The 24,262-nt window shown below is 55.4% G+C and carries 22 protein-coding genes and 1 tRNA gene; 18 read left to right on the top strand and 5 right to left on the bottom strand.

Going from position 1 to position 24,262, the window contains the following annotated elements; all coding sequences use genetic code 11:
* Positions 1–338: 338 nt before the first annotated feature.
* The 3 genes from FFS57_RS11420 to FFS57_RS11410 all read right to left on the bottom strand — a co-directional run bounded on the left by FFS57_RS11420 (position 339) and on the right by FFS57_RS11410 (position 3,847).
* On the bottom strand, positions 339–1,154 hold the full coding sequence (locus FFS57_RS11420; RefSeq protein WP_137937935.1) for a carbohydrate ABC transporter permease: 816 nt from the start codon (positions 1,152–1,154) through the stop codon (positions 339–341).
* A 104-nt stretch (positions 1,155–1,258) separates the two neighbouring features.
* The gene (locus tag FFS57_RS11415) at positions 1,259–2,170 is read right to left on the bottom strand and encodes a carbohydrate ABC transporter permease (RefSeq protein WP_137937915.1); all 912 of its coding nucleotides are present in this window, start codon (positions 2,168–2,170) and stop codon (positions 1,259–1,261) included.
* A 423-nt stretch (positions 2,171–2,593) separates the two neighbouring features.
* Entirely contained in the window at positions 2,594–3,847 is a 1,254-nt protein-coding gene (locus tag FFS57_RS11410) for an ABC transporter substrate-binding protein (protein ID WP_137937914.1), read from the bottom strand.
* Between the two features lie 357 nt (positions 3,848–4,204).
* Here FFS57_RS11410 and FFS57_RS11405 point away from each other — a divergent pair, with 357 nt between their 5' ends.
* The 17 genes from FFS57_RS11405 (at position 4,205) to FFS57_RS11325 (ending at position 21,754) form a co-directional block, all read left to right on the top strand.
* On the top strand, positions 4,205–5,440 hold the full coding sequence (locus tag FFS57_RS11405; protein ID WP_137937913.1) for an ABC transporter substrate-binding protein: 1,236 nt from the start codon (positions 4,205–4,207) through the stop codon (positions 5,438–5,440).
* Entirely contained in the window at positions 5,415–6,128 is a 714-nt protein-coding gene (locus FFS57_RS11400) for a response regulator (RefSeq protein ID WP_137937912.1), read from the top strand. Before FFS57_RS11405 ends, FFS57_RS11400 begins: the two co-directional genes overlap by 26 nt.
* 61 nt (positions 6,129–6,189) lie before the next feature.
* A complete protein-coding gene (locus tag FFS57_RS11395; protein WP_137937911.1) occupies positions 6,190–7,650 on the top strand; it encodes an ATP-binding protein in 1,461 nt (486 codons plus the stop codon).
* 240 nt (positions 7,651–7,890) lie between these two features.
* Positions 7,891–8,808 carry a glucosamine kinase nucleotide-binding domain-containing protein gene (locus FFS57_RS11390; protein WP_249383974.1) on the top strand — a complete coding sequence of 306 codons (918 nt, stop codon included), beginning with the start codon at positions 7,891–7,893 and terminating at the stop codon, positions 8,806–8,808.
* Positions 8,774–9,505 (top strand): GntR family transcriptional regulator, encoded by a 732-nt coding sequence (locus FFS57_RS11385; RefSeq protein WP_137937909.1) that lies wholly within the window; start codon positions 8,774–8,776, stop codon positions 9,503–9,505. Before FFS57_RS11390 ends, FFS57_RS11385 begins: the two co-directional genes overlap by 35 nt.
* Before the next feature lie 132 nt (positions 9,506–9,637).
* The gene (gene nagA, locus FFS57_RS11380; protein ID WP_137937908.1) at positions 9,638–10,747 is read left to right on the top strand and encodes an N-acetylglucosamine-6-phosphate deacetylase; all 1,110 of its coding nucleotides are present in this window, start codon (positions 9,638–9,640) and stop codon (positions 10,745–10,747) included.
* Positions 10,728–11,750, top strand: a complete 1,023-nt coding sequence (locus FFS57_RS11375) for an SIS domain-containing protein (RefSeq protein ID WP_249383973.1) — start codon at positions 10,728–10,730, stop codon at positions 11,748–11,750. Before nagA ends, FFS57_RS11375 begins: the two co-directional genes overlap by 20 nt.
* A 140-nt stretch (positions 11,751–11,890) precedes the next feature.
* Positions 11,891–13,153 (top strand): ABC transporter substrate-binding protein, encoded by a 1,263-nt coding sequence (locus FFS57_RS11370; protein WP_137937907.1) that lies wholly within the window; start codon positions 11,891–11,893, stop codon positions 13,151–13,153.
* Between the two features lie 197 nt (positions 13,154–13,350).
* Complete coding sequence (locus FFS57_RS11365) at positions 13,351–14,229, top strand: carbohydrate ABC transporter permease (RefSeq protein WP_137937933.1); 879 nt, start codon at positions 13,351–13,353, stop codon at positions 14,227–14,229.
* A gap of 8 nt (positions 14,230–14,237) precedes the next feature.
* Positions 14,238–15,116, top strand: a complete 879-nt coding sequence (locus tag FFS57_RS11360) for a carbohydrate ABC transporter permease (RefSeq protein WP_502705913.1) — start codon at positions 14,238–14,240, stop codon at positions 15,114–15,116.
* A 19-nt stretch (positions 15,117–15,135) separates the two neighbouring features.
* Positions 15,136–16,650 carry a beta-N-acetylhexosaminidase gene (gene nagZ / locus FFS57_RS11355; RefSeq protein ID WP_137937906.1) on the top strand — a complete coding sequence of 505 codons (1,515 nt, stop codon included), beginning with the start codon at positions 15,136–15,138 and terminating at the stop codon, positions 16,648–16,650.
* Positions 16,647–17,792, top strand: a complete 1,146-nt coding sequence (locus tag FFS57_RS11350) for an ABC transporter ATP-binding protein (protein ID WP_137937905.1) — start codon at positions 16,647–16,649, stop codon at positions 17,790–17,792. Before nagZ ends, FFS57_RS11350 begins: the two co-directional genes overlap by 4 nt.
* A 216-nt stretch (positions 17,793–18,008) precedes the next feature.
* Positions 18,009–19,061 carry a porin gene (locus FFS57_RS11345; RefSeq protein ID WP_137937904.1) on the top strand — a complete coding sequence of 351 codons (1,053 nt, stop codon included), beginning with the start codon at positions 18,009–18,011 and terminating at the stop codon, positions 19,059–19,061.
* A gap of 274 nt (positions 19,062–19,335) precedes the next feature.
* Complete coding sequence (locus FFS57_RS11340) at positions 19,336–20,118, top strand: APH(3')-II family aminoglycoside O-phosphotransferase (RefSeq protein WP_137937931.1); 783 nt, start codon at positions 19,336–19,338, stop codon at positions 20,116–20,118.
* 188 nt (positions 20,119–20,306) lie between these two features.
* The gene (locus FFS57_RS11335; RefSeq protein ID WP_137937903.1) at positions 20,307–20,708 is read left to right on the top strand and encodes a DUF8817 family protein; all 402 of its coding nucleotides are present in this window, start codon (positions 20,307–20,309) and stop codon (positions 20,706–20,708) included.
* The gene (locus FFS57_RS11330) at positions 20,701–21,498 is read left to right on the top strand and encodes a ChaN family lipoprotein (protein ID WP_137937902.1); all 798 of its coding nucleotides are present in this window, start codon (positions 20,701–20,703) and stop codon (positions 21,496–21,498) included. The genes FFS57_RS11335 and FFS57_RS11330 overlap by 8 nt, the downstream gene beginning before the upstream one ends.
* Positions 21,499–21,667: 169 nt before the next feature.
* A tRNA-Leu gene (locus tag FFS57_RS11325) sits at positions 21,668–21,754 on the top strand.
* A gap of 129 nt (positions 21,755–21,883) precedes the next feature.
* Here FFS57_RS11325 and FFS57_RS11320 read toward each other — a convergent pair.
* Positions 21,884–22,354, bottom strand: coding sequence for a Dps family protein (locus FFS57_RS11320; RefSeq protein ID WP_171013850.1), 471 nt, complete (start codon positions 22,352–22,354; stop codon positions 21,884–21,886).
* Between the two features lie 40 nt (positions 22,355–22,394).
* Between FFS57_RS11320 and FFS57_RS25200 the strand changes: the two genes are divergently transcribed.
* Entirely contained in the window at positions 22,395–22,565 is a 171-nt protein-coding gene (locus tag FFS57_RS25200; protein ID WP_171013848.1) for a hypothetical protein, read from the top strand.
* Between the two features lie 117 nt (positions 22,566–22,682).
* Here FFS57_RS25200 and katE2 read toward each other — a convergent pair whose 3' ends face one another.
* Positions 22,683–24,137, bottom strand: a complete 1,455-nt coding sequence (katE2, locus tag FFS57_RS11315; protein WP_137937901.1) for a catalase KatE2 — start codon at positions 24,135–24,137, stop codon at positions 22,683–22,685.
* Between the last annotated feature and the right edge of the window lie 125 nt (positions 24,138–24,262).

The raw sequence follows: 24,262 nt of genomic DNA, 5'->3' as shown, positions 1-24,262 counted from the left end.
ATGCAGTCGTGGTTGTATGTATTAGGGCGGGATATCGTCCCGCAGCCGAGATACTTTCTTTTGCCTCGCCAAAAGAAAGTATCCAAAGAAAAAGCGACCCGGGTTATGCGCCCTGACAAAGTCAGGGTTCCCTGCGCTTCTCAGCCTGCGGAGCCGCTGCGGAACTCGCCCTACGGGCTCAAACAGTCCTCGCGGAAATCCCCCCGCAGTCTTGCGATACTCGGCGCGCCACACGGGATACCCGTTCTTGGAAGCGCCACCGATCGAGTCTTTCCTGATTTATGTTGATAACTGCAATGTGCAACAAGGCCAGAAAAGCCACCAGTTCTAGTGAACTCTCACTTCACCGCCCCCGACGTCAGCCCCTTGATCAACTGCTTGGAAAACACTACATACAGCGCCAGCACTGGCAACACCGCCAGCGACAAAGCGGCCAATACCGCATTCCAATCCGTCACGAACTGCCCCAGGAACTGCTGTACACCCAGGGTGATGGTTTGGGTCTGATCACTAGGTGCAAGGATCAACGGGAACCATAGGTCGTTCCACACCGGGATCATGGTGAACACGGCCACTGTCGCCACGGCCGGGCGAATCAGGGGCAGGATGATCTGGAAGAAGATGCGGAATTCACCGACCCCGTCACAACGGGCGGCTTCTTTCAATTCCTTGGGGATCTGCTGGATGAATTCGGACAAAATCATTACCGCCAATGGCAAGCCCTGTGCGGTGTACACCAATACCAGCGCCATCAGCGTGTTGACCAGTTCCAGCTTGACCATCAACGATAGGATACTGACCGTTCCCAACCGGATCGGCACCATGATGCCAAAAGCCAGATACAACATCAGCCAGCGATTGATCCGCAATTTGTATTCTGTCAGCGCCCAGGCCGCCATGGCGCCGAACAGCACGATACAGCCCAGTGAAATCAGTGTGACAGTAAAGCTATTACCAAAGTAAAGCAGCACATTAGCTTTGGCCAATACCTTCTCATAACCGATCAGTGAGAGCGTTTCGGCATTGGAAAACGCCAAGGGGTCGTCAAAAATCGCATCACGCGCTTTCAACGAGTTGATCAATACCAGCACGATCGGAAACAAGGCCAGTACTGTATAGGCCAGCAGGGTCAGATGCAGCAAGCCGGTTGACATCGGCTTGCTTGCACGTTGCAGCCAGGCGCGATGCGCTGCGGGCACAGGCTGTTCCGCCAGGTCGGCAAAGGTGGTGGAAGCGGCTTGGTTCATGGTTCGCCTCATCATTCGTAACGTTGCAGCTTGCGTTGAATAGCGTAGAAATACACCGCAACCCCACACAGGATGACCAGAAACATCATGGTGGCCACGGCTGCACCCATGGTTGGGCTGCCGATCTGCGATTGGTAACCGAAGAAGGTGCGGTAGAAATAACTGCCCAGAATATCGGTGCTGTAGTTCGGCCCAGCCAGCGCACCCTTGACCGAATAAATCAGGTCGAATGCATTGAAATTACCGACAAAGGTCAAAATGGTGACCAAGCCCAATGTGGGGTAGATCAACGGCAGTTTGATCTCCCAGAAGATACGCCAGGCGCTGGCCCCTTCCACCACGGCAGCATCGACAATTTCCTCCGGCACGGCCAACAGCGCGGCATAGATCAACATCAACGGCACACCGATAAACTGCCAGACGGAGATCAACGACAATGTAATCAGTGCCGAACCCTCTTCACCCAGCCAAGGCTGAAAGTGATCAGCCAAGCCCACATAACCCATCAACCGCTCGCCTACCCCCCACAGTGGCGACAGGATCAATTGCCAAATGAACCCGACAATGACTACAGACAGCAGGGTTGGCAGGAAGATCAGCGTACGATAGGTACGGGCACCTTTCAGGCCGCGTACACTCAGCAAGGTAGCCAGCAATAGTCCCACCGGGTTCTGGACCAGCATGTGCATGCCAAAGAACTTCAAGTTGTTCCACATGGCATTCCAGAAAGCATCCGACCATTGCGGGTCGAACATCAGCAGCTTGTAATTGGCCAACCCTGCAAAATGCTGGGCACCGGTTTCATCCGTCGCATACAGGCCCAGTCGCAAGGTATCCAGCAATGGCAAAGCACTGAACGCGGAATAGATCAATAAGGCAGGTAACAGGAAGACAATGGCCTGCCAGGGAAAATAGCGTTTCATGACAATCCCCGATCGGGTTGAACGCAGCATGGAATATCAGCCAGTCTCAAGGTGACAGCCCTGATTCAAGACGGGCTGCCCTCAGACTGTCGGAAACATTCCTTCACCACAGGCCATCGGCAAAACCATCATGGTTTTGCCGATGGCCTAGGTTCTGTTGACGTAGTTTCACGCACGCGTTGGCCTGATTTTGGGCATGCGCCTAGAAGCAAAGCGCGCCACATAGTGATCTATACAAGCGGTTTGCGACAACGGGGCAAGCCCAAAAGCAGACCAACCCCATGGGCCGAACCGATTTTTGGGGCAATCCGTCGTTGCCACTCGCTGATATAGCCCGCTATACGGCGCTCGCGGCGTCTAGTCTTGCCCCAAAACTCGGATCGGCGCGAGCTATGAAACTAAGTCAACAGAACCTAGGGTGTATCAGGACTTCTGCTGTGGTTTGTACCACTTGGCAAAACCACTTTGCAGGCGCGTGGCGGCATCCTTCGGTGCCATCTTGCCATTCAACACCTGGCTGCCAACCGTCCACAGCTCGGTTTCCATATTGGGTTCGCCACGGTTCAGCACTTGCGCATTCAAGCGAATAGTCGAAGCGCAACTCTTGCGCCAATCCAGCATCTGCTTGGCGACGGGGTCTTTCACTGCAATCAAATGATTGGAAAGCGAGAAGAAGCCCGTGACCTTGTTGGTATACAAATCGGCAAATTCCTGCGAGCCAACCCAAGCCAGGAATTTGTAGGCTTCATCCCGATTTTTGGATTTTGGATTGATGCCAATGCCGATATCGGTGTGGTCTGAAATAAAGCACTTGTCACCTACCTTTTGTACTGGCGGCGGGAAAGCACCAAATTCAAACTTGGCATTCTGGTTGAAGTAAGCAATTTCCCACGATCCCGTTGGGAAAATGGCAGCACGGCCCATCGCAAACAGGTTCTGGCTGTCGGCATAGGTCTGCGAACTGAAGCCCTTACCCAGATAAGGCCCCCACTTGGCCATCTGCTCAAACGCGGCAACATATTGCGGATCGGTAAACTTGGCCTTGCCGGCAATCAATGCCTTACGGCCCTCTTCACCCTGCCAGTAATTGGGGCCGATGCCGGTGAACACGATCTGGTTGGTCTCCCATTGATCGTTGGTACCCAAGGCCAGTGGCGTGATCTTGCCAGTCTGTTTGATGGCACCCAATACCTTGAAGAACTCATCCACCGTTTTGGGTGGCGTCAGGTTCAAATCCTTGAAAATCTTCTTGTTATACAGAAAGCCATGCATGACCGAGGCCATCGGCATGCAGTAGGTGTCCTTGCCATCATCGGTCTGCCAAGCCACTTTGGCTGCAGTTGGGAAGCTTTCCATACCTGGCTTGCCATCCAGCTTATCCAGATGGCCTTTCTTGAACAGATCCAACGATTTGTCGAATGGCCGGCAAGTGATCAAATCCCCCGCCGTGCCACCTGTCAGGCGGGCAGTCAGGCTGGAATCGTATTCGGTCGGGGTGGTGGGTGCGAATTTGATGGTGATGCCGGGGTGACGCTTTTGAAAGGCCGGGATCAACACATCCTCCCACAGCACTTTGTCATCCACACGCCAGCTTTCAATGGTCAACGTACCAGCATGTGCCATGCCGATGCTACCCAGCATCGCGATCATGGCGGCGATTTTGTTATAGGCTTGCATGCCCATCTCCTCTTGTTGGTGGTATTTGAATGGTCACAACTGAACAACCCATGGCGTGCACCTTATCACCGAGCCCTGTGTGACACCACGTACCACACACAAATCCGCAACAACACATCAAGCCATTGTTTTTATTTGACATTCCAACATCCCGTCTATAGACGCTGTTACATTTCCTTACAAAGTGCCAATCCACCACTCAATCAAATCCTTATCCAGCAAGGGTTGCGCCGTACTTCCCTGCTCGCCGGATCAGTCTCTGGCGTGATAATTTGTTACAAAACCGCAGAAAAGCTTACGTTATAGTCAGCCCCGTTCCAGACCATGTACCGATTAATCGCCCCCCTTTTGATTGTGATGACAACCCTACTGCCCGCCGCTAAGTTGATGGCAGAGCCGTTGGACGTGTTGCATTGGTGGACATCGCAAAGCGAACGTCGCGCTGTTGACTGGCTGGCACGCCAGGTCACGGAAGACAATATTCCCTGGCGTGATGCCACCGTGCCTGGCGGCGGCGGTACGGGTGCCATGAAAGTATTGAAAAGCCGAGTATTGTCCGGCCAACCACCAGCCAGTGCACAACTCAATGGTTACCCGGTGATGGAATGGGCAGATCTGGGTTTGTTGCTGGAACTGGATGGCACCGCACGTGATGGCCAATGGCAGGACAATCTGTTCCCGGCGGTATATGACACCATCCGTTTTCGCGACCACGTGGTCGCTGCTCCACTTGGCATACACCGAATCAATACGCTACTGGTGAATCGCAAGCTGTTTGCACGTTTGAAGCTTTCCCCGCCGCAGACCTGGGCGGAATTTGAATCTACTGCTGCCAGCATCAAAAAGGCTGGCATCACACCTCTATTACAAAGTAGCGAACCCTGGCAAGTCGCCACCCTGTTTGAAAGCCTGGTACTGGCTGAAGGTGGAACCATGCTCTATCGCGACCTGTTCGCTGCCCAGCAGCCGGCAGCCTTTCAAGATAGCCGCTTCGCCAATGCATTGGCCAGGTTACGCCGTTTGAAACAATGGATGCCGCCATTACAGGAAATCAGCTGGGATGAGCAAGTCAAACGGTTTGCCAAAAACGAAGCCGCCATGTTCATCATGGGTGACTGGGCCAAAGGTGAAGCAATGGCACTGGGCATGGAACCGGAGCAAGATTTCTGGTGTGTCGCAGTCCCCGGTAGCCAAGATGCACACCTGTACAGCATCGATACCCTGGTCATGTTCAGCGGCGATTACAGCCGGCAGGAAATGCAGTGGCAACTGGCCGGCCAGATCACCACCCAGCGGCTACAGCTGGGCTATAACCGCATCAAGGGCTCGGTACCGGTACTGCGCAATCTCAACCCCAGCCTGCTGGACAGCTGTGCCCGCAGTTCCTGGCAAAGCTTTGCACGTGGCAAGCTGGCGCCCAGCCTGACACACCGCATGGCTGCAGACGACCGGTTCAAGGATGCCATCATCGCCCAGGTACATCGCTTTTTTATTGACGACAACGTGACTGCCGCAGATGTCCAACGTAAGCTGAGCGCCGTCACCCGTTTTTTGAGGCAGGACACTCATGACCCGCAGCATCCTCGTCGTTGATGACGACCAGAAAACCCGTACCCTGCTGAAAACCTATCTGGAAAAAAACAATTACGATGTCAAACTGGCTCAGGACGGCGCCAGCTTCATGGCCGAATTTGAACGCCATAAGGATGAATTGTCGCTGGTGATACTGGATGTCATGTTGCCCGATACTGACGGCTTCGCCTTGTGCCAAGCCGTGCGCCGCCGTTGTAACGTCCCCATCATCATGCTCACTGCCAGCTCCGACGAAACCGACCGCATCGTCGGCCTGGAACTGGGCGCTGACGACTATATTGCCAAACCTTACAATCCACGTGAGCTCTTGGCGCGCATCAAGGCCATTCACCGCCGCACCGGTGCCGATCAAGCCAACCCGCCCCGCTATTACCAATTCAATGGATTCGTGTTGGATGCCCTGGAACGTATCGTCACCGCCCCCGATGGCGAACTGATCCGCCTCACCGGTATGGATTTCCAACTATTACGCTTTTTGGTCGAACACGCCGGCGAAATCCTCGACCGCAGCCTGCTCGCTGAACAAACCCGCGGCCGTGACCTGGGCCCACTGGATCGATCACTGGACGTACAGATCAGCCGACTTCGGCAACGACTACACGACGACGGCAAAGAACCAGCGCTGATCAAGACAGTACGCGGAGCGGGATATGTGTTTGCGGCGGGGGTGGTATCCGTTAGCGCATAAGTTAAAAGTTGGCCCATTCCCCCGAGTACCATTCACACAAACCAATTTTCTTCCTAACCCCATGCCGTTCACTCCCCACCTCCCCCACTCCCTACGCAGTCGCCTGATGCTGGTCATGACATTGGGTGTGCTGACTGCCCAACTGATCGGCAATCTGATCTGGGCGATTCAGTTGAAGCATCAGGCGCAGCAGGAATTGACCGAGGCAGCAACGCATATTGGGGCGAGTGCGGCGGAGGCAATTCGGTTTTTTCGGGAGTTGCCGCCCAATTACCGGCCAATTTTATTGGATCAGTTACGGGAGATGGGTGGGACGCGGTTTTTTGTGAATGTGAATCATGCACCAGTAGCACTCACATCAATTCAGGATGCACCGCTGACTGAGCTAGTGAGCGATACCGTCATCCGCACTATCCGCCAGCAGTCACTAGGTGACTTGCGTGTGGCGTTTGCTTGGCCACAGCAATTACCAGTATCCGATGAAGGGGCCACTGTCGAAGACCTACCGGAAAACTGGATCGCCCACACTTTGCTGTTGAAGCCACGCCCTGCACCGGTACTGGTGATTCAGACCGAAATCGAGAATGAAGGTTGGCTGTACTTGGCTACCGTCATGCCTGATCCGTATTTTCTGGACAGCCACAATCCCTTCCCTCGTGACCGGTTGTTGTTACAACTGTTGACCTTGGGCGTAGTGCTACTGCTGTCGATGTGGGTTGTGCGTTGGCTGACCCGGCCATTGGCACAGCTGGCGGAACATGCTGATGCGTTTGGCAAAGGAGTATCGATGGGGCCCTTGCCGGAAAACAGCAGCCAGGAATTCCTGAAAACTGCCAAAGCATTCCAAGCGATGCAAGAGCGCATTCAACGTTTTCTGGACGATCGGGAGCGCTTGTTTGCTTCGATCTCACATGATCTTCGCACCCCCATCACCCGGCTTAAGTTACGTACCGAACTGCTGGATGACGAAACCCTGAAGGCCGACTATCACGAAGATCTGGACGAACTGGACATGATGGTGAAAGGTGCATTGCAAAGCGTCAAGGACACGGATATTCATGAGAACCAGACACAAATAAGGCTGGATACCCTGTTGGAACGGATGGCACATGTGGCCATGCTGGCCGGGCACAAAGTAACCCTGGACCTGACCACCACCACCTTGATGGCCAGACCCCTGGCGATCAAGCGAGCCATCAGCAATCTGCTGGATAACGCGCTGCGTTATGGAGATCGTGTCGATATCAGTCTTTGCCAACTACAGGATGTCATTCACTTGCAGTTGCGTGACCATGGCCCGGGCGTGCCGCCAGAGCTGCAGGACAAGCTGTTCAGCCCATATATGCGTCTGCCACACGGCAAAGCCAGAAACCAACAGGGCATGGGACTGGGGCTAAGCATCGCACGAAACATCATTCATGCGCATGGCGGGCAACTGGTATTGCGAAATCACCCTGAAGGTGGACTGATTGCCCATATCGAACTGCCGGTTTCAACCCCTGAAGCATTGAACTCACACTGAAACAAAACACCAATTCGATATATTTGATAAGACACAATCTTGCAATTGTTTCCGCAAGCCATTGAAAAACAATCACTCCATACTATGTTAGTACATTAGTCAATACCAATTTACGGAAAAGTATCAAAGTGGTATTTACATGGTTTTTCTTTGGTGTTAATGTTATTACAACTTGATAACCAATTTGGGCCGCTTAAGCGCAGCCCGCCTTGACGTCAGCAATACCGGATATTGATGAATATGGATAATGTAATCAAATTTCTAGCGGGTGTAGATGGTGGTGGCACACTAACCCGCGTCCGCATCGCAGACGTCAATGGTAATGAACTGGCCTACGCAGAAGCCGGACCATCCGCACTTGGGCAAGGCATCGACCAAGCTTGGCGAAATATCAAACTGGCACTAGTCGAATCCTTCAACAAGGCAGGTTTGGGCGACGTGCCCTATGCACACCTCGCCCTAGCTGCGGGGCTTTCCGGTATCAACAATCCGGAATGGGCGCGGCAATTCATCCAAACCGCTCCACCACTGGCCAAACTGGTCACCGAGACCGACTCCTACACTGCGCTGATGGGCGCCCATGGCGGGCAGGCCGGCGCCATCGTCATCATCGGCACGGGTAGTGTTGGGGTGTCGCACAACGGCGACGGCAAACGGATTGAAGTGGGGGGCTGGGGGTTTCCATCCGGCGATGAAGCCAGTGGCGCGTGGCTGGGTTTGCATGCCATCCCCCTTGCCCAGCAGGCACTGGATGGCCGCGCAGCGATGACGGATTTTGCGCGGGATCTGCTGAATTTCTGTGGTGGTTCCACCCATTTGCTGCTGACCTGGCTGGGCGGTGCCAACCAGGCTGCTTATGCACAATTGGCGCCGATCGTGGTCAAACATGCACAGACCGACCCAGCCGCAGCGGATTTGTTACGCCGGGCCGGGGTTGAGGTATCGCGCATGATCGACGCTTTGGATGATAACAATGTTTTGCCGCTGGCATTGTGCGGGGGCCTGGCGCGCTACATGCTAACCTATCTGACGGAGGCGCAACGTCGTCGCGTTCGCGACGCACAACATGATGCCGCTACCGGCGCGCTATTGCTGATAGGACACACCTTACATGGTCAAGGACATGAAAAGCTTGCTGGCACTGAAGCCGGACGATAACAACCCCACCCCGCTGTATCTGCAGTTCAGCCGCAAGCTGGAAGAGGCGATCAACACCGGGTTCTGGAAGACGGACGAAGCATTGCCTTCGGAACGTGCCTTCTGTGAGGTACTGGGCATTTCGCGGGTAACAGCCCGCAAAGCAATGGATCTACTACTGGATCAAGGGCTGATCGTACGCAAGCAAGGTTCGGGTACGTATATCGCTCCGAAGCTCGAACAACCGCTGTCACGACTCTCGAGCTTCAGCGAAGAACTGAAACAACGTGGTTACGAACCGGGATCGCGCTGGGTAGGTCGCTCGGTCGGCACCGCCACGCAAGAAGAGATGTTTCGACTGGGTTTGTCGCCGGATAGCCAGGTGGCACGGCTGAAACGCCTGCGTACAGCGGATGGCGTGGTGATGGCGGTGGAATCCAGCTCCCTGCCGGTTGACATACTGCCGGACCCGGCACTGGTGACCGATTCACTATACCGTTATCTGGATGAGCGCGGCACGCCGGTAGTCAGGGCACTGCAGCATATCAAGGCCGTGAACGCTTCGCCCACCGTTGCAGAGCTGGCGGGTATCCGCCCCGGAGACGCGATCTTACTGATCACACGGATTGGTTACCTTGAAAACAATGTAGCAGTGGAACTGACTTATTCCTACTGTCGCAGTGATTATTACGATTTCGTCGCCGAACTGCGGCGTTAACCACCAGGTTTTCGCCAATGGACAAGGCAGCTTGTCATCACCCTTGCTCTGCGCTTTGTGCGCTGCTGCAGTGGGTTGGCACGGCCAGAGAGAGAACAAGTTCCGCATAAGCGGACTAACGAGCACAAGCTGATGCGTAGATTGAATGGCAACATCTTGACCCCCCAGGGTTGGGTATACGGCAGTATCGGATTTGGTGAACGAATTACCGACATTACCGGCGACATGCTGGCAGCGGAAAGCGACAGTGGCGACCTGATTCTGCCCGGTTTCGTGGATCTGCACATCCACGGTGGTGGTGGCATGGACATCATGCAAGGCGGCAATGCCGGCGAAGTCGTCTCACTGATGCACGCTTCGCATGGAACCACCTCGTTTCTGGCTACCACCATGACGGCACCGACCGAGGACATTGCCAAGGCTTTGAAGGATTTGCACTGTATCTACCCGAAACGGGTCGCCAATGGAGCACGAATGCTGGGCGTTCATCTGGAAGGACCTTACATCAATTCGGGCAAACTAGGTGCACAACCCAACTATGCGCGCAGCGGTGTTATGGCGGAAGTCAACGCCTACCACGAGATCATACCGATCCGGCTGGTCACGGTAGCACCGGAGCTGGTTGGGCATCAACAGCTGATCGAACAGCTGGTAAGGCAAGGTATCAAGGTACAACTGGGGCACACGCTCGGCAGTTATGAAGATGGGGTGGATGCGATGCAGCACGGTGCCACCAGTTTCACGCATCTGTTCAATGCCATGACAGGCCTACATCACCGGGAACCCGGCATGGTTGGGGCCGCACTGGCCCACGCAGAGTTCTCGGAAATCATTCCGGACCTGCTGCATGTGCACCCAGGGGCAATACGCACGGCATTACGCTGTATCCCGCACCTGTATTGCGTGACCGACTCGACTGCGGCGGCGGGCATGCCAGATGGCAATTATCAATTGGGTCGACATACCGTGACCAAATGTCTGGGTGGTGTCCGACTGCCAGATGGCACCTTGGCAGGCAGCACACTGACAATGGATCAAGCGCTGCGCAATCTGGTCAGCCTGGGCCTGACTGTTGCGGATGCATCGAACCGACTGTCAGCCAACCCGATGCGTTATCTGGGCGTGACCGACCGCGGCACGCTGGCGAAAGAAAACTGGGCCGATATCGTGGTTTTGAATCGACAATTACAACTGAAAGCTGTTTTCGTGGAAGGAGAAGCCATTGACCTCGCTGATGCTTAACGAGGCCCGCGCTGCGGGGGAAGCCGTCGCAGGACAACTGCGTGCCAATTGGGACAAATTGTCACAACTGGGCCACGCGCTGCGCGAGCACCAGCCCCGCTCGGTTGTGACTGTGGCACGCGGCAGCTCCGATCATGCGTCATCTTATTTCGGCTATCTGGTGATGGCACGACTGGGCAAACTGGTCACCTCGCTGCCGATGTCGCTGATCACGTTGTACCGTTCGCCGATTGAAGCCCGTGATGTGCTGGCAGTAGCAGTATCACAATCTGGCCAAAGCCCGGATCTGATCGGCCCGATCCATTATTTGCGCGAAGGGGGTGCGACTACCGTGGCACTGGTCAATGATGCGAGCTCACCACTGGCCGAAGGCGCCGAATGGGTATTGCCCTTGTGTGCAGGTGAAGAAAGAAGTGTTGCCGCCACCAAAAGCTTCATCACCAGCCTGACCGCCGGCGCTGAACTGGTCGCCCACTGGTGTGACGATCAAGCCATGCTGGATGCCCTGCGTGAACTGCCCGCTCAGCTGGAAAAAGCCGCACACCAGAACTGGCAAACCGCCCTGCCGGTGCTACAGGATGCGGATCGCATCATGGTGTTGGGCCGCGGCCTGAGCCATGCGATTGCCATGGAAGCCGCACTGAAATTCAAGGAGACTTGCGCCATCCAGGCCGAGGCCTTCTCCAGCGCCGAGGTCAAGCATGGCCCAATGGCCTTGATCGACGATGGTTACCCGCTACTGATTTTTGCGACGCGTGGTCCAGCACAGGAAAGCTTGTTGCAGACCGCACGCGAGATGCGTGCCCGTGGCGCCCGTGTATTACTGGCCGCACCTGACGATGTCGCTGAACGCGATCTGACCCTGGTCACCTCGGACGTGGCCGAACTGGACCCGATTCTGGCGATCCAGAGTTTTTATCCGATGGTGGAAGCGCTGGCCCGTGCCCGGGGATTCGATCCAGACAAGCCGCGCCACCTGGCCAAAGTTACCAGAACCAATTAATCAGACGCCCCAGAGCGTCAGTAAACACCGGTGCCATGCACCGTGGGCGGCGCTTTTTTGCCCAAAAACAGGTGAACTGGCTTGCCGGACACCGCAGGCAGGCACCGGACAACAATCGTGCATCAACAGGAGGATGGAAAATGAAAATGAAACACATCGCGCTGGCCACCCTGACCGCTTGCGGCTTGGCCATGGGCAGCATGGCCCATGCGGAAAAGACCAAGCTGGAATTCTGGACGATGAGCCTGTCGCCCAAGTTCAACGGCTACTTTGAAGACCTGGTCAAAAAATACAACGCACAAAGCGCCGATGTGGAATGGGTATGGGTCGATTATCCATGGGATGTGATCCAATCCAAGTTCACGTCCTCCATCGCGGCAGGCAAACCACCGGCGTTGATCAACCTGAACGTGCCCTGGGCATATGACTATTTTCAGGATGGCCTGCTGCAACCGGTTGATACCCTGATCAAAAAGGATCAATACGCTGCCGGCGCCATCGCTGACGTGACCTTCAACGGCAAGGTATATGCCTTCCCGCACTACAACGGCGCCAACGTCATCATCTACAACAAGGAACTGTTCAAGAAAGCCGGCCTGGACCCGAACAAGCCGCCGCGCACCACCGACGAAATGTTCGCAGCCGCCAAGCAGATCAAGGCCAAGACCGGCGTAGCCGGCTATGCCCCAGCCATCGGCCCGACCAAAATCGAAGGCTACTTCATGCAAAACGGCCTGGATATTGTCAAAGATGGCAAGGCGGCGGTGAATTCACCGGCCCACACGGCTTTCATCAAAAAGATTGCTGACGTATACAAGGCTGGCGGCTTCATGAAGGACAACCTGTTCTCGCAGGATAACTTCCAGGCATCACTGGCTGCCTTCAACCAAGGCCGCATGGCCATGCTGGTGTCCACCCCCAGCACCCTGACCCGCATTCGCGACGATGCACCGGACCTGTACAAGAAGCTGGATGTCGCAGCCTCGCCCGTGGGCCCGACCGGCATCGTGGATGGCGGGTGGATGTTCAACTTTGGCGTGGCCAAGAATGTGGATGCCAAGCATCTGGCGGAAATCGGCAAGTTCGGCACCTACCTGACCAATGCAGACAATCAGCTGGCGTTCTCGAAGGCAGCGGGTACCCTGCCCACGTCCAAGACAGCGGCACTGGACCCATTCTTTCAGCAATACGAAAAAGATGATCTGCTGAAGAAAGCCATTGCCACGGCGGCCAAGAATCTGGATAAAACCCGCACCATCTACCTGGCCAATGTGAAGGATTCCGAACAGGTCTCCAACCGCTTGGCCTCCAGCGTGGAAAAAGCGGTGAATGGTCGCGAAGAGGTACAGAAGGCGCTGAATGACGCTGCCGAGTTCCTCGATAAGAAGATCGTCCGCAAGTAAGCCGTACATGAGCTGATCGATCTCGCGCAGATCGATGCCATAACCGCTCGGGGCTGCCCCTGCCGTTGGGTGCAGTCCCCGGGCCCCAGGAACATCCCGACTTGCAAGTAGCTGTGGCCACCTCTGGCAATGCCACCAGGCAGTTGTACGCCTGCTAAATGCAAGTCAACCGTGTTCCGCCAACCTCGGGTGACATGATGAAACGCCAATCCACGTCGCTGCGTTCGACGGTACAGGCCTACCTGTTCCTGGCCCCTGCCTTGATTCTGCTGGCCATCTTCTCCTTTTGGCCAGTGGGCTACGGCACCTATCTGTCGTTTACCAAATACAACCTGATCTCTGCCCCGGAGTGGGTCGGTCTGGACAATTATCGTGAGCTGCTCGACGACGAACTGTTCATCGGTAGCCTGAAAAACTCGTTGCTGTACCTGTTGTGCGTGCCGATCATCCAGGTACTGTCAATCGCCCTTGCCGTGCTGGTCAACAACAATCTGAAAGGTATCAAGCTGTTTCGCGCGGCCTATTATGTGCCGGTGGTGACATCAGTCTCGGTCATCGGCCTGATGTGGAACTTCATGTACAACGATGAAGGCATCCTCAATTCCGTGCTGCATGCCCTGCATGTGATCAACGAACCAATCGGCTTCCTGTCGGATGACCGTATTGCGCTGTTTTCAGTGATGTTCGTCACCATCTGGCGCGGCCTGGGCTGGTACATGGTGATGTATCTGGCGGGTCTGCAGGCCATTCCACAGGATGTGTATGAGGCCGCCACACTCGATGGCGCCAATGGTTGGCAGAAGTTCTGGAAGATCACCGTGCCACTGCTGATGCCCACTATCCTGCTGTGCTCGATCCTGTCCACCCTGGCTGCACTGAAAGCCTTTGAGGAAGTCCAGATCATGACACAGGGCGGCCCATCGGAATCGACCTATACCGCGTTGTTCTACGCCTACCAGTTCGGCATCAAGTCGCTCGATTTCGGGCGTGGACTGGCAGCCAGCACGATTGTGGCCCTGGTGTGCATGGTATTGGCCTGGGTCAACTTCCGTTACCTGCAACCCCGTCAAAAGTGAGGCGCGACATGACTAGCCAAACCCTCGTCGCAACCCCTGACATGAGCAAGCAAGCCGCCACCAGCGCCCTGCGCAGCAAGCTGATGCAACGGGCCATTCAGTATCTGGTGCTGTCGGCCATTGCCGTGATCTGCCTCTACCCGATGTGGTGGACCTTAGTGGTATCGCTGTCCACCCATGGCAATGTCTACGCTTTCCCGCCACCCCTGCTGCCCGATGGTGCATCGCTGGCCAACTATGTGGAAGTATTCAAGACCATCAATGTCCTGACCTTCTTCAAGAACTCGCTGGTGATTACCGTACTGACGTTGGTCGGTACCATCATCGTCTCCAGCATGGCTGCCTACCCATTGGCACGGATGCAATTCCCCGGCCGCAATCTGGTGTTTGGCGCGATTCTGGCCACCATGATCCTGCCCTCGGAAGTCAACTTCCTGGTCAACTTCATCACCGTCAGCAAGATCCAACTGACTGATACCTACCTGGGTGTCGTGCTGCCCAATATTGTGACGGCCGTGAACATCTTCATCATGAAGGTCGCGTTCGAGCAAGTACCGGGCGACCTGATCGATGCCGCACGGGTGGACGGCGCGACCGAACTGCAGATCTTCTGGAAGATCATGATGCCGCTGGCGCTACCCGCCTTGGGCGCTATCACCATCCTGACCACGGTCACCGCCTGGAATCAATACATCTGGCCGGCCATCGTCATGCAAAGCCCGGACAACTTCCCGCTGTCGGTTGGCGTGCTGTATCTGTCCGGCGCATTCAGTTTCAAGACACGGGTGGTGGCTGCCGGTGCCATCCTCACCATCCTGCCGATCCTGATCGTATTCCTGTTCACGCAGCGCTACTTCCTGCGCGGCTTTGAAGGCGCAGTCAAGTAAACAAAGGATAACCAAGCCCATGCACACCTCTCTTCACCCCGGCCAACTGGTGATGTGCGACATCGCCGATACCGTGCTGACACCCGCCACAGCCGATTTCCTGCGGCGCAATCATATTCGGGCCATCTGCCTGTTCGCTCGCAATATCGAGAACATGAAGCAGATCCGCCGGCTGTGTGCCGACCTGCGCGATGTGATGGGCCCCAATGCCCTGATTGCGGTAGACCAGGAAGGCGGTGCCGTACTGCGTGCTCTGTTCGTGCCGCAGGCACCCAGTGCCATGGGCCTGGGCGCCGCAGATGACCTGAAGCTGGCACAGGATGTAGGTGCGGCCATCGGCCGTGGCTTGAAGGCAATGGGCATCAACGTCAACCTTGGCCCGGTATTGGACCTGAACAACAACCCGCACAACCCGGTGATCGGCGAGCGTTCATTCGGCGCCGAGCCCAATCGGGCCACTGCCTTGGCCCGCGCCTGGATGACGGGCAGCCACGCCAGTGGTGTGGCCTGCTGTATCAAACATTTCCCCGGCCATGGCGATACGCATGTCGATTCGCATCTGGCATTGCCCACGGTGGACAAGCCACTGAGCGAAATCGAAGCCTTGGAATTAAAGCCATTCCACGCCCTGCGCGATGCGCCCATGCTGATGTCCGCGCACATCATCTACCCCGCGCTGGATGCCGACTGGCCTGCCACACTGTCCAGCAGGATTCTGACCGATCTGCTGCGCAAACAATGGGGTTACAAGGGTGTGGTGATCACCGATGGACTGAATATGAAGGCGATTGATGATCGCTACGGTCAAGCCAGGGCAGCGGCCCGTTCATTGGTTGCAGGTGCCGATCTGGCGCTGGTACTGGGCCACCCGGCCGACATCGAAAGTGCAGTGCGCGAGATTCAGGCAGTACTCGACAAAGGTGAACTACCTGCCGAGCAGGCATTGACCAGTGTGGCACGTGTCAATGTTCTGGCTGGGCATTATCCGATCCTGTTGCCGGATTATTCCAGTGCACAGGAAATGCACGACCGCAGCATCATGACCCAGGCTTGGATGCGTGGCTTGTCCGCCATTGGCAATCCATCCATTCCTGCTGTAGGCAGCCGAATCCGACTGATTGCCCAGGATGACGTGCCCTGCGATGGAATTTCCGAGCCTGGTATCAGTGCTCGGACGCTGGCCGACTGCTTGCGGACAATCTATGACGTAGACCTGCAGACCTTTGTATCACCAGACCAGTTCGACTGGGCCGACCTGCCCGCCGATGATCGGTTTACCATCCTGGCCTCTACCACTCGCAAACGCTATGGTCCGAGCGAACAAGCCCGTTTCCGCCCGGACTTGCATCTGGCGTTATGGAACCCGTTCGTGGTGATGGATATTGCCGCGCCGGCACTGGTGACGTTCGGCTTCCGCGAACCGGGGCTGCATGCCCTGCTGGAAGCATTGCGTGGCGGGTTTAAGCCCATCGGCAAACCACCAGTCGCCCTGACGATACCGCCCACTGTTCAGCAGCAGGAGTACCAATCATGAGCCGCGTCACGCTGAAAAACCTGCAAAAAACCTACGAAGGCGCCAATACCCCAACGCTGCCCGGTGTCGATCTGACCATCGAGCATGGCGAGTTCATGGTGTTCGTCGGCCCCTCAGGTTGTGGCAAGACAACGTTGATGCGCATGATTGCCGGGCTGGAGGACATCAGCGGTGGTGAACTGTATATCGGCGACCAATTGGCCAACGATGTACCGCCCGCCAAACGCGGCGTGGCCATGGTGTTCCAGAGTTATGCGCTCTACCCGCATCTGAGCGTGTTCGAGAACATGGCCTTTGGGCTGCGCTTGGCCAAGCGCTCCGTGCACGAGATCAATGATCGCGTGAAATGGGCCGCCGACGTACTGCAGATCAACCATCTGCTAGATCGCAAGCCCAAAGCACTGTCTGGCGGGCAGCGGCAGCGGGTGGCCATCGGCCGCGCCATCGTGCGTCAGCCCAAGGTGTTCCTGTTCGACGAACCGCTGTCGAATCTGGATGCCTCATTGCGCGTTCAAATGCGGGTGGAGCTCTCCAAACTGCATCGTGAGCTGAAAACCACCATGATCTATGTCACGCACGATCAGGTGGAAGCCATGACGCTGGGCGACCGCATCTGTGTATTCAATCACGGCCACATCGAACAGATCGGCACACCGCTGGAGCTGTACGACCGTCCACGCAATCTGTTTGTCGCCAGCTTCCTCGGTTCACCCAAGATGAATCTGCTGAGCTGCACGGTAGATACCCTGAACACCAAAGGCGTCACCCTTCGGTTGCCGGACGACACCCGCTTCAAGGTGCCATTGGATGGCCAAAGCTTGCGTGTTGGCCAACAAGTCACACTGGGTTTGCGCCCAGAGCACATTCACGACAGCACCAATGGTGAAGGCGTCAAGGTACGTGTCGATTTGCTGGAGCATGTTGGTGACGCATTGTTTGCCTATGTGCAAATGCCTGGCATGACCGAATTCCTGATCGTGAAACTGGCACCGGAAGCACATCACCACCGCATCGGGGACACCATTCGCATCGAACTGAATACCCGCTGTTGCCACCTGTTCGACCGTGACGGTCGCGCCCTGCCCCCATTACCCGGGTCAGCATGGCATGTGGACGACGGCAAAACGACCGTCGCGGCTTGAAGGGGGCCATCTCACCACTGCAGATCATTTAGCAAGTCCACCCCAAGACCAGTACCAGGTTGGGTCAACCGACCCAACGGGGCAGCTTACGCCCTGGAAATGCAAGCTGGCCAAGCAGGGTAGCCATACGGCATTCGGGTACAGCCCGTTGCGGCGCCGTCAAGCCGCAGATGGAGGAGTCATTTGTCAGCACCACCAATAAGAGAGGGAAACACCATGCGTCACGTGAAGTTAATCGCCGCATCTGTCGCCGCGGCTTGCCTGTCGATGAGCGCCCATGCGGATATCAAGAATGTCGATATTTATGGCGTTGTTGCATTCGGTCTGATGTCCACCGAAGGGGCGGATGGTCACAAGAACAACGAAGTACTCAACGAAAGCCGTATCGGTTTCAAGGGCAGCAAAGATCTGAAAAGTGGCGCCAAGTTCATCTGGCAGATCGAAACCGGCTTTATCGGCCCCAACGGCCTGACTGCCCGCACCTATGAATCCGGTACGTTCGGCACCCGCGATACCTGGGCAGGGTTTGAGGGTAGCCTGGGTAAAGTACGTGTTGGCCGGCTGGTCACACCGTTCGGTGAAACGCTGGATTGGCCCTATGCCAATGGGGGTGTCGGCCCGATTGTCGAAGCGACCACAGTCCCCGGCGGTGGCAGCTTTGTCCGCCTGTCCGACCAGGTCCGCTACGACTCGCCCAAGCTTGGGCCATTCACCGGCTCGATCTCAGTAGGGCGCGGTGACCGCGTCATCCCCGTAGGTCAAAAGGACAACGTCTGGAATGACTTCGAAGTACGCAATTCATCCGTTGTCAGCGGCATGGGCCACCTGGCACTGGGCCCGGTGACCCTGCATGCGGGCTTTGAATCCAGCCGTAAGCGCAGCTCCGTCTCCGACAGCACCAACTACCTAGTGGGCTTCGAAACCCCGATTGTTGGTGGGCTGTCTGCCTACGGTGTATGGATGCGTGGCGAATCCGAGCTGCGCTCCGACCTAGGTACCGCTACCAAGGGTGATTACACCCGTAATACCTATCAATTGGCTGCCGTCTACAAGATGGAAGACTGGGTATTTAAAGTCACCCATGCCAAGAACGATGATCTGAAAGGCCCGGTTACCGACAACGGTGGCTCGCTGACCGCCGTACAGGCATTGACTTTCCTTGATCCCTCACTGGTCGTATTCGGTCGCTATGTGAAGAATCACGATATCAAGGAAACTGGCTGGTGGAACAAATCCCGCGTCCTGCTGGGCCTGGAATATTATTTCTGATCATCAACGCATGCTTCGGTCAGCAATCGCTGCTGACTGCACCAGTGTCACCCTCGCCGGTCTCCGGTGAGTTGCGCGGAGGGCTAGGCCATGGCCCTCCGTTTTTTTTCTGGCAACCCGCCCCTATCACTGATTCACCTGGATACACCTCATCTCAGTTGATAGGATGTCGTCACATTTAAGCCGCAGTTCACCAATGACCTGTCGGGACAGCATATTGATGAGCACCTTCATGAATGAGATTGATCAACCTCAGCGCTTGCATAAGCTTGATATGGACACCGAGCCTTTCACTCCACCGAGTGTATGGTGTAGCCAGCTAGATGGTTATACATGGACAAGACAGACCGTTGGTTGTTCAGATGCTGCGGTATTTCGGCTGACATCGCCCAACAACGCCATTCTGTTCGTCAAAACCGAGCCTGCCGGACCACTCAGCGAACTACGCGATGAAGCGGCACGTCTGCGCTGGTTGAACACAACAGGTATTACGTGTGCCCAGGTACTCAGCGAAGTACATGAATCGGGCCAAGACTGGCTGCTGCTAAGTGCAGTCCCAGGGACTGATCTGTTTTCTACACAACTGACACCAGCCAACACCGTCGCCATCATGGCCGCAGCGCTGCGCAAGCTGCATCAACTTGATATAGCCAGTTGCCCGTTTGACCATCAGGCAACGATTCGCATTGAACGTGCACTGGCACGCATGATGGCAGGGTTGGTTGATCATGATGATCTGGACGATTCGAATCAGGGGCAGTCGCCTGAGGCACTTTATCAGCAATTGCATACATTGAAGCCATCCATTGAAGACTGGGTCGTCACGCATGGTGATGCCTGCATGCCAAATCTGATGGTCGATTCCAGTGGTTTTACCGGGTTCATCGATTGCGGCCGACTGGGTGTTGCTGATCGGCATCAGGATCTGGCGCTGGCAGTCCGCGATATTGCGGAAGAACTGGGCGAGCAATGGATTGACCCTTTCCTTGACCACTATGGCATGCAGCTTGATCCGAATCGCGCAGCATTCTATCGCCTGCTGGATGAATTCTTTTGACCGATTGCCCCCTTCACACGGAAAACAATGGGCTGAATCCGGTCAGGCTTGAGTTTCGACCCAGTGTTGGTTGGGCCATGTGATCAGCACCTACCCAGCCATACACACCACAAAACTATTGAGAATTATTCTCAAATATAACGATCAATGATACAGTGACATGCATCCCATCAAACGGGTGTCCAGTCATGTCAACGCCCCATACCATCGAGATCAAAGCTTTTATCCCCGCCAGGGATTTCACGCAGTCACTGGCTTTTTATCGCGCGCTGGGCTTCAATGTTGCCTCCATTCAGGACGACGTAGCTTTCCTGCACCATAGCCAGTGCAGTTTTCTGTTACAGGATTATTATGTCGAAGCGTGTGCCCACAATCTGATGATGCATTTGCTGGTCGATGATGTCGACGCTTGGCATACCCATGTGCTACGCAGCGGCGGCGTCCAACCACCGGTCAGGCTGACGCCGGTGGAACTTCGCCCTTGGGGCATGCGGGATTTTGTGCTGATCGACCCTTCGGGTGTGTTGTGGCGTATCGCAGAAAATGTACCGACCCATCATTCACATCACACCCTGCCATCTTATGCTTAAACCGCTCATGATCGGGCTGGCCAGTCTGTTAACCTTAGCTGGCTGCCAACATATCCCGCTCTCACCGCCCGCATCCATCGTGTTGCTTGGCGAAGTTCACGACCATCCACAAGGGCATCAGGAACGACTATCGTTACTGATGCAGTACATCAACGCCGGTTGGCGCCCTGTGCTGGTCATGGAACAATTCGACCGCGAACGACAACCGCAGTTAGATCAGGCGATGCAACAATGTGGTGACGCAGACTGTGTAATTCAGGCGGCCGGCAGTACCCGCTGGGAATGGCCTTACTACAAGCCGGTGATTGCAATGGCGCTGCAATACCACCTGCCCATTCTGGCAGCCAACGTATCCCGCAACGATGCCGGCCGAATCATGCGTGATGGTTTCGCCGCTGCACTGGACGCCTCCACTCGCCAACACTATCAGCTGGATGTACCACTGGCTTCTGATCTTGTTGAACAACAGCAACAAGCCATCATGCAGGGGCACTGCAATGCCCTACCTGTCACAGTTGCCAGAAAGATGGTGGATGCGCAGGTTGCCAGAGATGTCTGGATGGCCAAGCTGTTAAGTGAGCATGCATCGCAGGGAGCGGTATTATTGGCGGGTAACGGCCATGTACAACGAGGTATCGGTGTGCCACGTTGGTTGAAAATGACTCGGCAGGATTTCCAATCGATTGGTTTCATCGAAACCAGTCAAGCAGACATGACTTCATACGATCGCGTTATCCATCTACCCACCCACGCTCGCCCTGATCCTTGTCAGGCAGTACCCAAAGCCTGAAACCTGCCCGTGAGCAGCCGAGTGTAGATGACATAGCACCTTGATCTGGCAGACAGTTGTACATGAAATGGCGAAATACGTTCTCATACAACCACAAAACCAACATGAATGGGCTCGACAAGCTGGCAGGTCTTTGTTATAGTCCCGCCTCGCTTGCTTCACCCCATTTGCGCCGGTGGTGAAATTGGTAGACACAACAGGTTTAGGTCCTGTCGGCCGCAAGGCTGTGGAGGTTCGAGTCCTCTCCGGCGCACCAGCAACACTTCTGGCTATTCTGCCAAACCATATCCGCTCTCCAAGCAGTGACTACAGCACAACTTCGTTGATCATGGCGAAACAGCACCATGACCAGCCTTGACCCAGCCATGGCACCATTGTCACCTTCTTACTCTTCCAGCAGACTACGTAGCATCCATGCATTCTTCTCATGCAGATTCAAACGCTGGGTCAGCAGATCGGCCGTGGCTTCATCGCTGGCTTCATCCACCACCGCAAAAATGCTGCGTGCAGTACGTACCACCGCTTCGTTACCCGCCACCAGCAAAGTGATCATCTCTTTGGCCTTGGGCACCCCCTCCACCTCTTTGATCGACGTCAGACGGGCATAGGCGGCATAGGTACCCGGTGCAGGCACACCCAATGCCCGGATCCGTTCGGCAATGGCATCCACTGCAAGGGCCAGCTCGTTATATTGTGCTTCAAACATCAGATGCAGGGTTTGAAACATCGGCCCTGTCACATTCCAGTGAAAATTGTGAGTCTGCAGGTACAACGTATAGGTGTCGGCCAACAGGCGCGACAAGCCATCGGCAATCTGCTTGCGTTGTGCTTCGGGAATGCCAAGATTGATATCCATGATAGGTCTCCGGTGAATGGGAAGCATGCTGGATGTTTCGATGAAACCGCTCACGCAAGGTAGCCAAGCCAACTCGGGCTGGCCGCCACCCTGGCGAGAAACTGCCGATGTAACCATCGACAGTCAGAAAAAGTGCCGTGCTTGCGAATCAGCTGGCCAAATCGGCCATCATGTGTGCTGCACCCAGCAAGATAATGGCAAAGCCGACTAGGTAGCGCCACCCATGATGTGGCAAGGCATATAATCTGAGGTTGTCGGTATGCATAGTGGACCTCACTTTGTAACAGACCAACCAATAGGGTCGATACCCTGCCGGCTGGCCGATCGTTCAGGACAATTCGTCTTCTGAGATACCCAGCGCCTTAGCAATCCCTTTACCGTATCCCGGGTCTGCCTTCATGCAATTGGTGATATGACGGATCTGGATGGCACGTGGTGCCTCCCCCAAAGAACGCGCCGTATTTTCGAACAACACTTGCTGTTGAGCAGGGGTCATCAAACGGAACAAGGCGCCGGGCTGGGAGTAATAATCATCATCCACTCGGTGATCCCAGTGCGCTGCTGCCCCCGTAATCGGCAGTGGTGGTTCGGCGTAGTCTGGCTGCTGTGCCCATTCACCTTGGTAATTCGGCTCATAACCCAGTGTGCCACCAAAGTTGTCGTCCACTCGCATTGCGCCATCGCGGTGATAGCTGTGTACCGGACAACGCGGTGCGTTCACCGGTATCAGGTGATGATTCACGCCCAGCCGATAGCGCTGTGCATCAGCATAGGCAAACAGGCGGCCCTGCAGCATCTTGTCTGGTGAAAAGCCGATCCCGGGTACCACATTGGCCGGATTGAAGGCCGATTGCTCCACTTCGGCATGAAAATTGACCGGGTTGCGGTTCAACTCCATCACCCCAACTTCGATCAGCGGATAGTCCTTATGTGGCCAGATCTTGGTCAGATCGAATGGGTTGTAGGGCACGTTATCGGCATCTTTCTCCGACATGATCTGCACATACAGTGTCCATTTTGGAAAATCACCGCTCTCGATCGATTCCAGCAAATCGCGCTGATGACTTTCCCGATCCTTGCCGATCAGCGCTTCGGCCTCGGCATCGCTCAGGTTCTTGATACCTTGCTGCGACTTGAAATGGAATTTCACCCAGAAACGCTCATTCTCGGCATTGATGAAACTGAAGGTATGCGACCCAAAGCCATGCATATGGCGATAAGTTGCCGGAATCCCTCGATCGGACATCACGATGGTGATCTGATGCAAGGCTTCCGGCAACGATGTCCAGAAATCCCAATTGTTCTTTGCACTACGCATATTGGTGCGCGGGTCACGCTTGACTGCATGGTTCAAGTCCGGAAATTTCAACGGATCACGCAGGAAAAACACAGGTGTGTTGTTGCCGACCAGATCCCAGTTGCCTTCTTCGGTATAGAATTTAAGTGCGAAACCACGAATATCCCGCTCGGCATCGGCCGCCCCCCGTTCGCCCGCCACAGTTGTAAAGCGCGCAAACAGCTCGGTGCGTTTCCCGATCTGCGAGAAAATCTTGGCTCGGGTAAATTGGGTGATATCGTGCGTCACGGTGAAAAAGCCATATGCGCCCGATCCTTTGGCATGCATGCGACGTTCGGGGATCACCTCACGGTTGAAATGGGCCAGCTTCTCCAGGAACCAGACATCCTGCAGTAGCTGCGGGCCACGCGGGCCAGCGGTGATGACGTTCTGATTGTCGACAACCGGGCATCCTGCAGCAGTGGTCAACTTCTTGTTGTCACTCATGGCAATTTCCTTTCTTGGTAAAGGCATGTATCAAGAAACGTAGGATGGCTATACCGTGATAGCACCTGACTGATGATTTGCAGCTTAAACCGCACACGACAATTAATCAAATCTAATTATTTTTA

Origin of the sequence: Chitinivorax sp. B (genome assembly GCF_005503445.1) — a bacterium.
Taxonomy (GTDB): domain Bacteria; phylum Pseudomonadota; class Gammaproteobacteria; order Burkholderiales; family SCOH01; genus Chitinivorax.
This window is presented reverse-complemented; position numbering and strand designations above follow the sequence as displayed.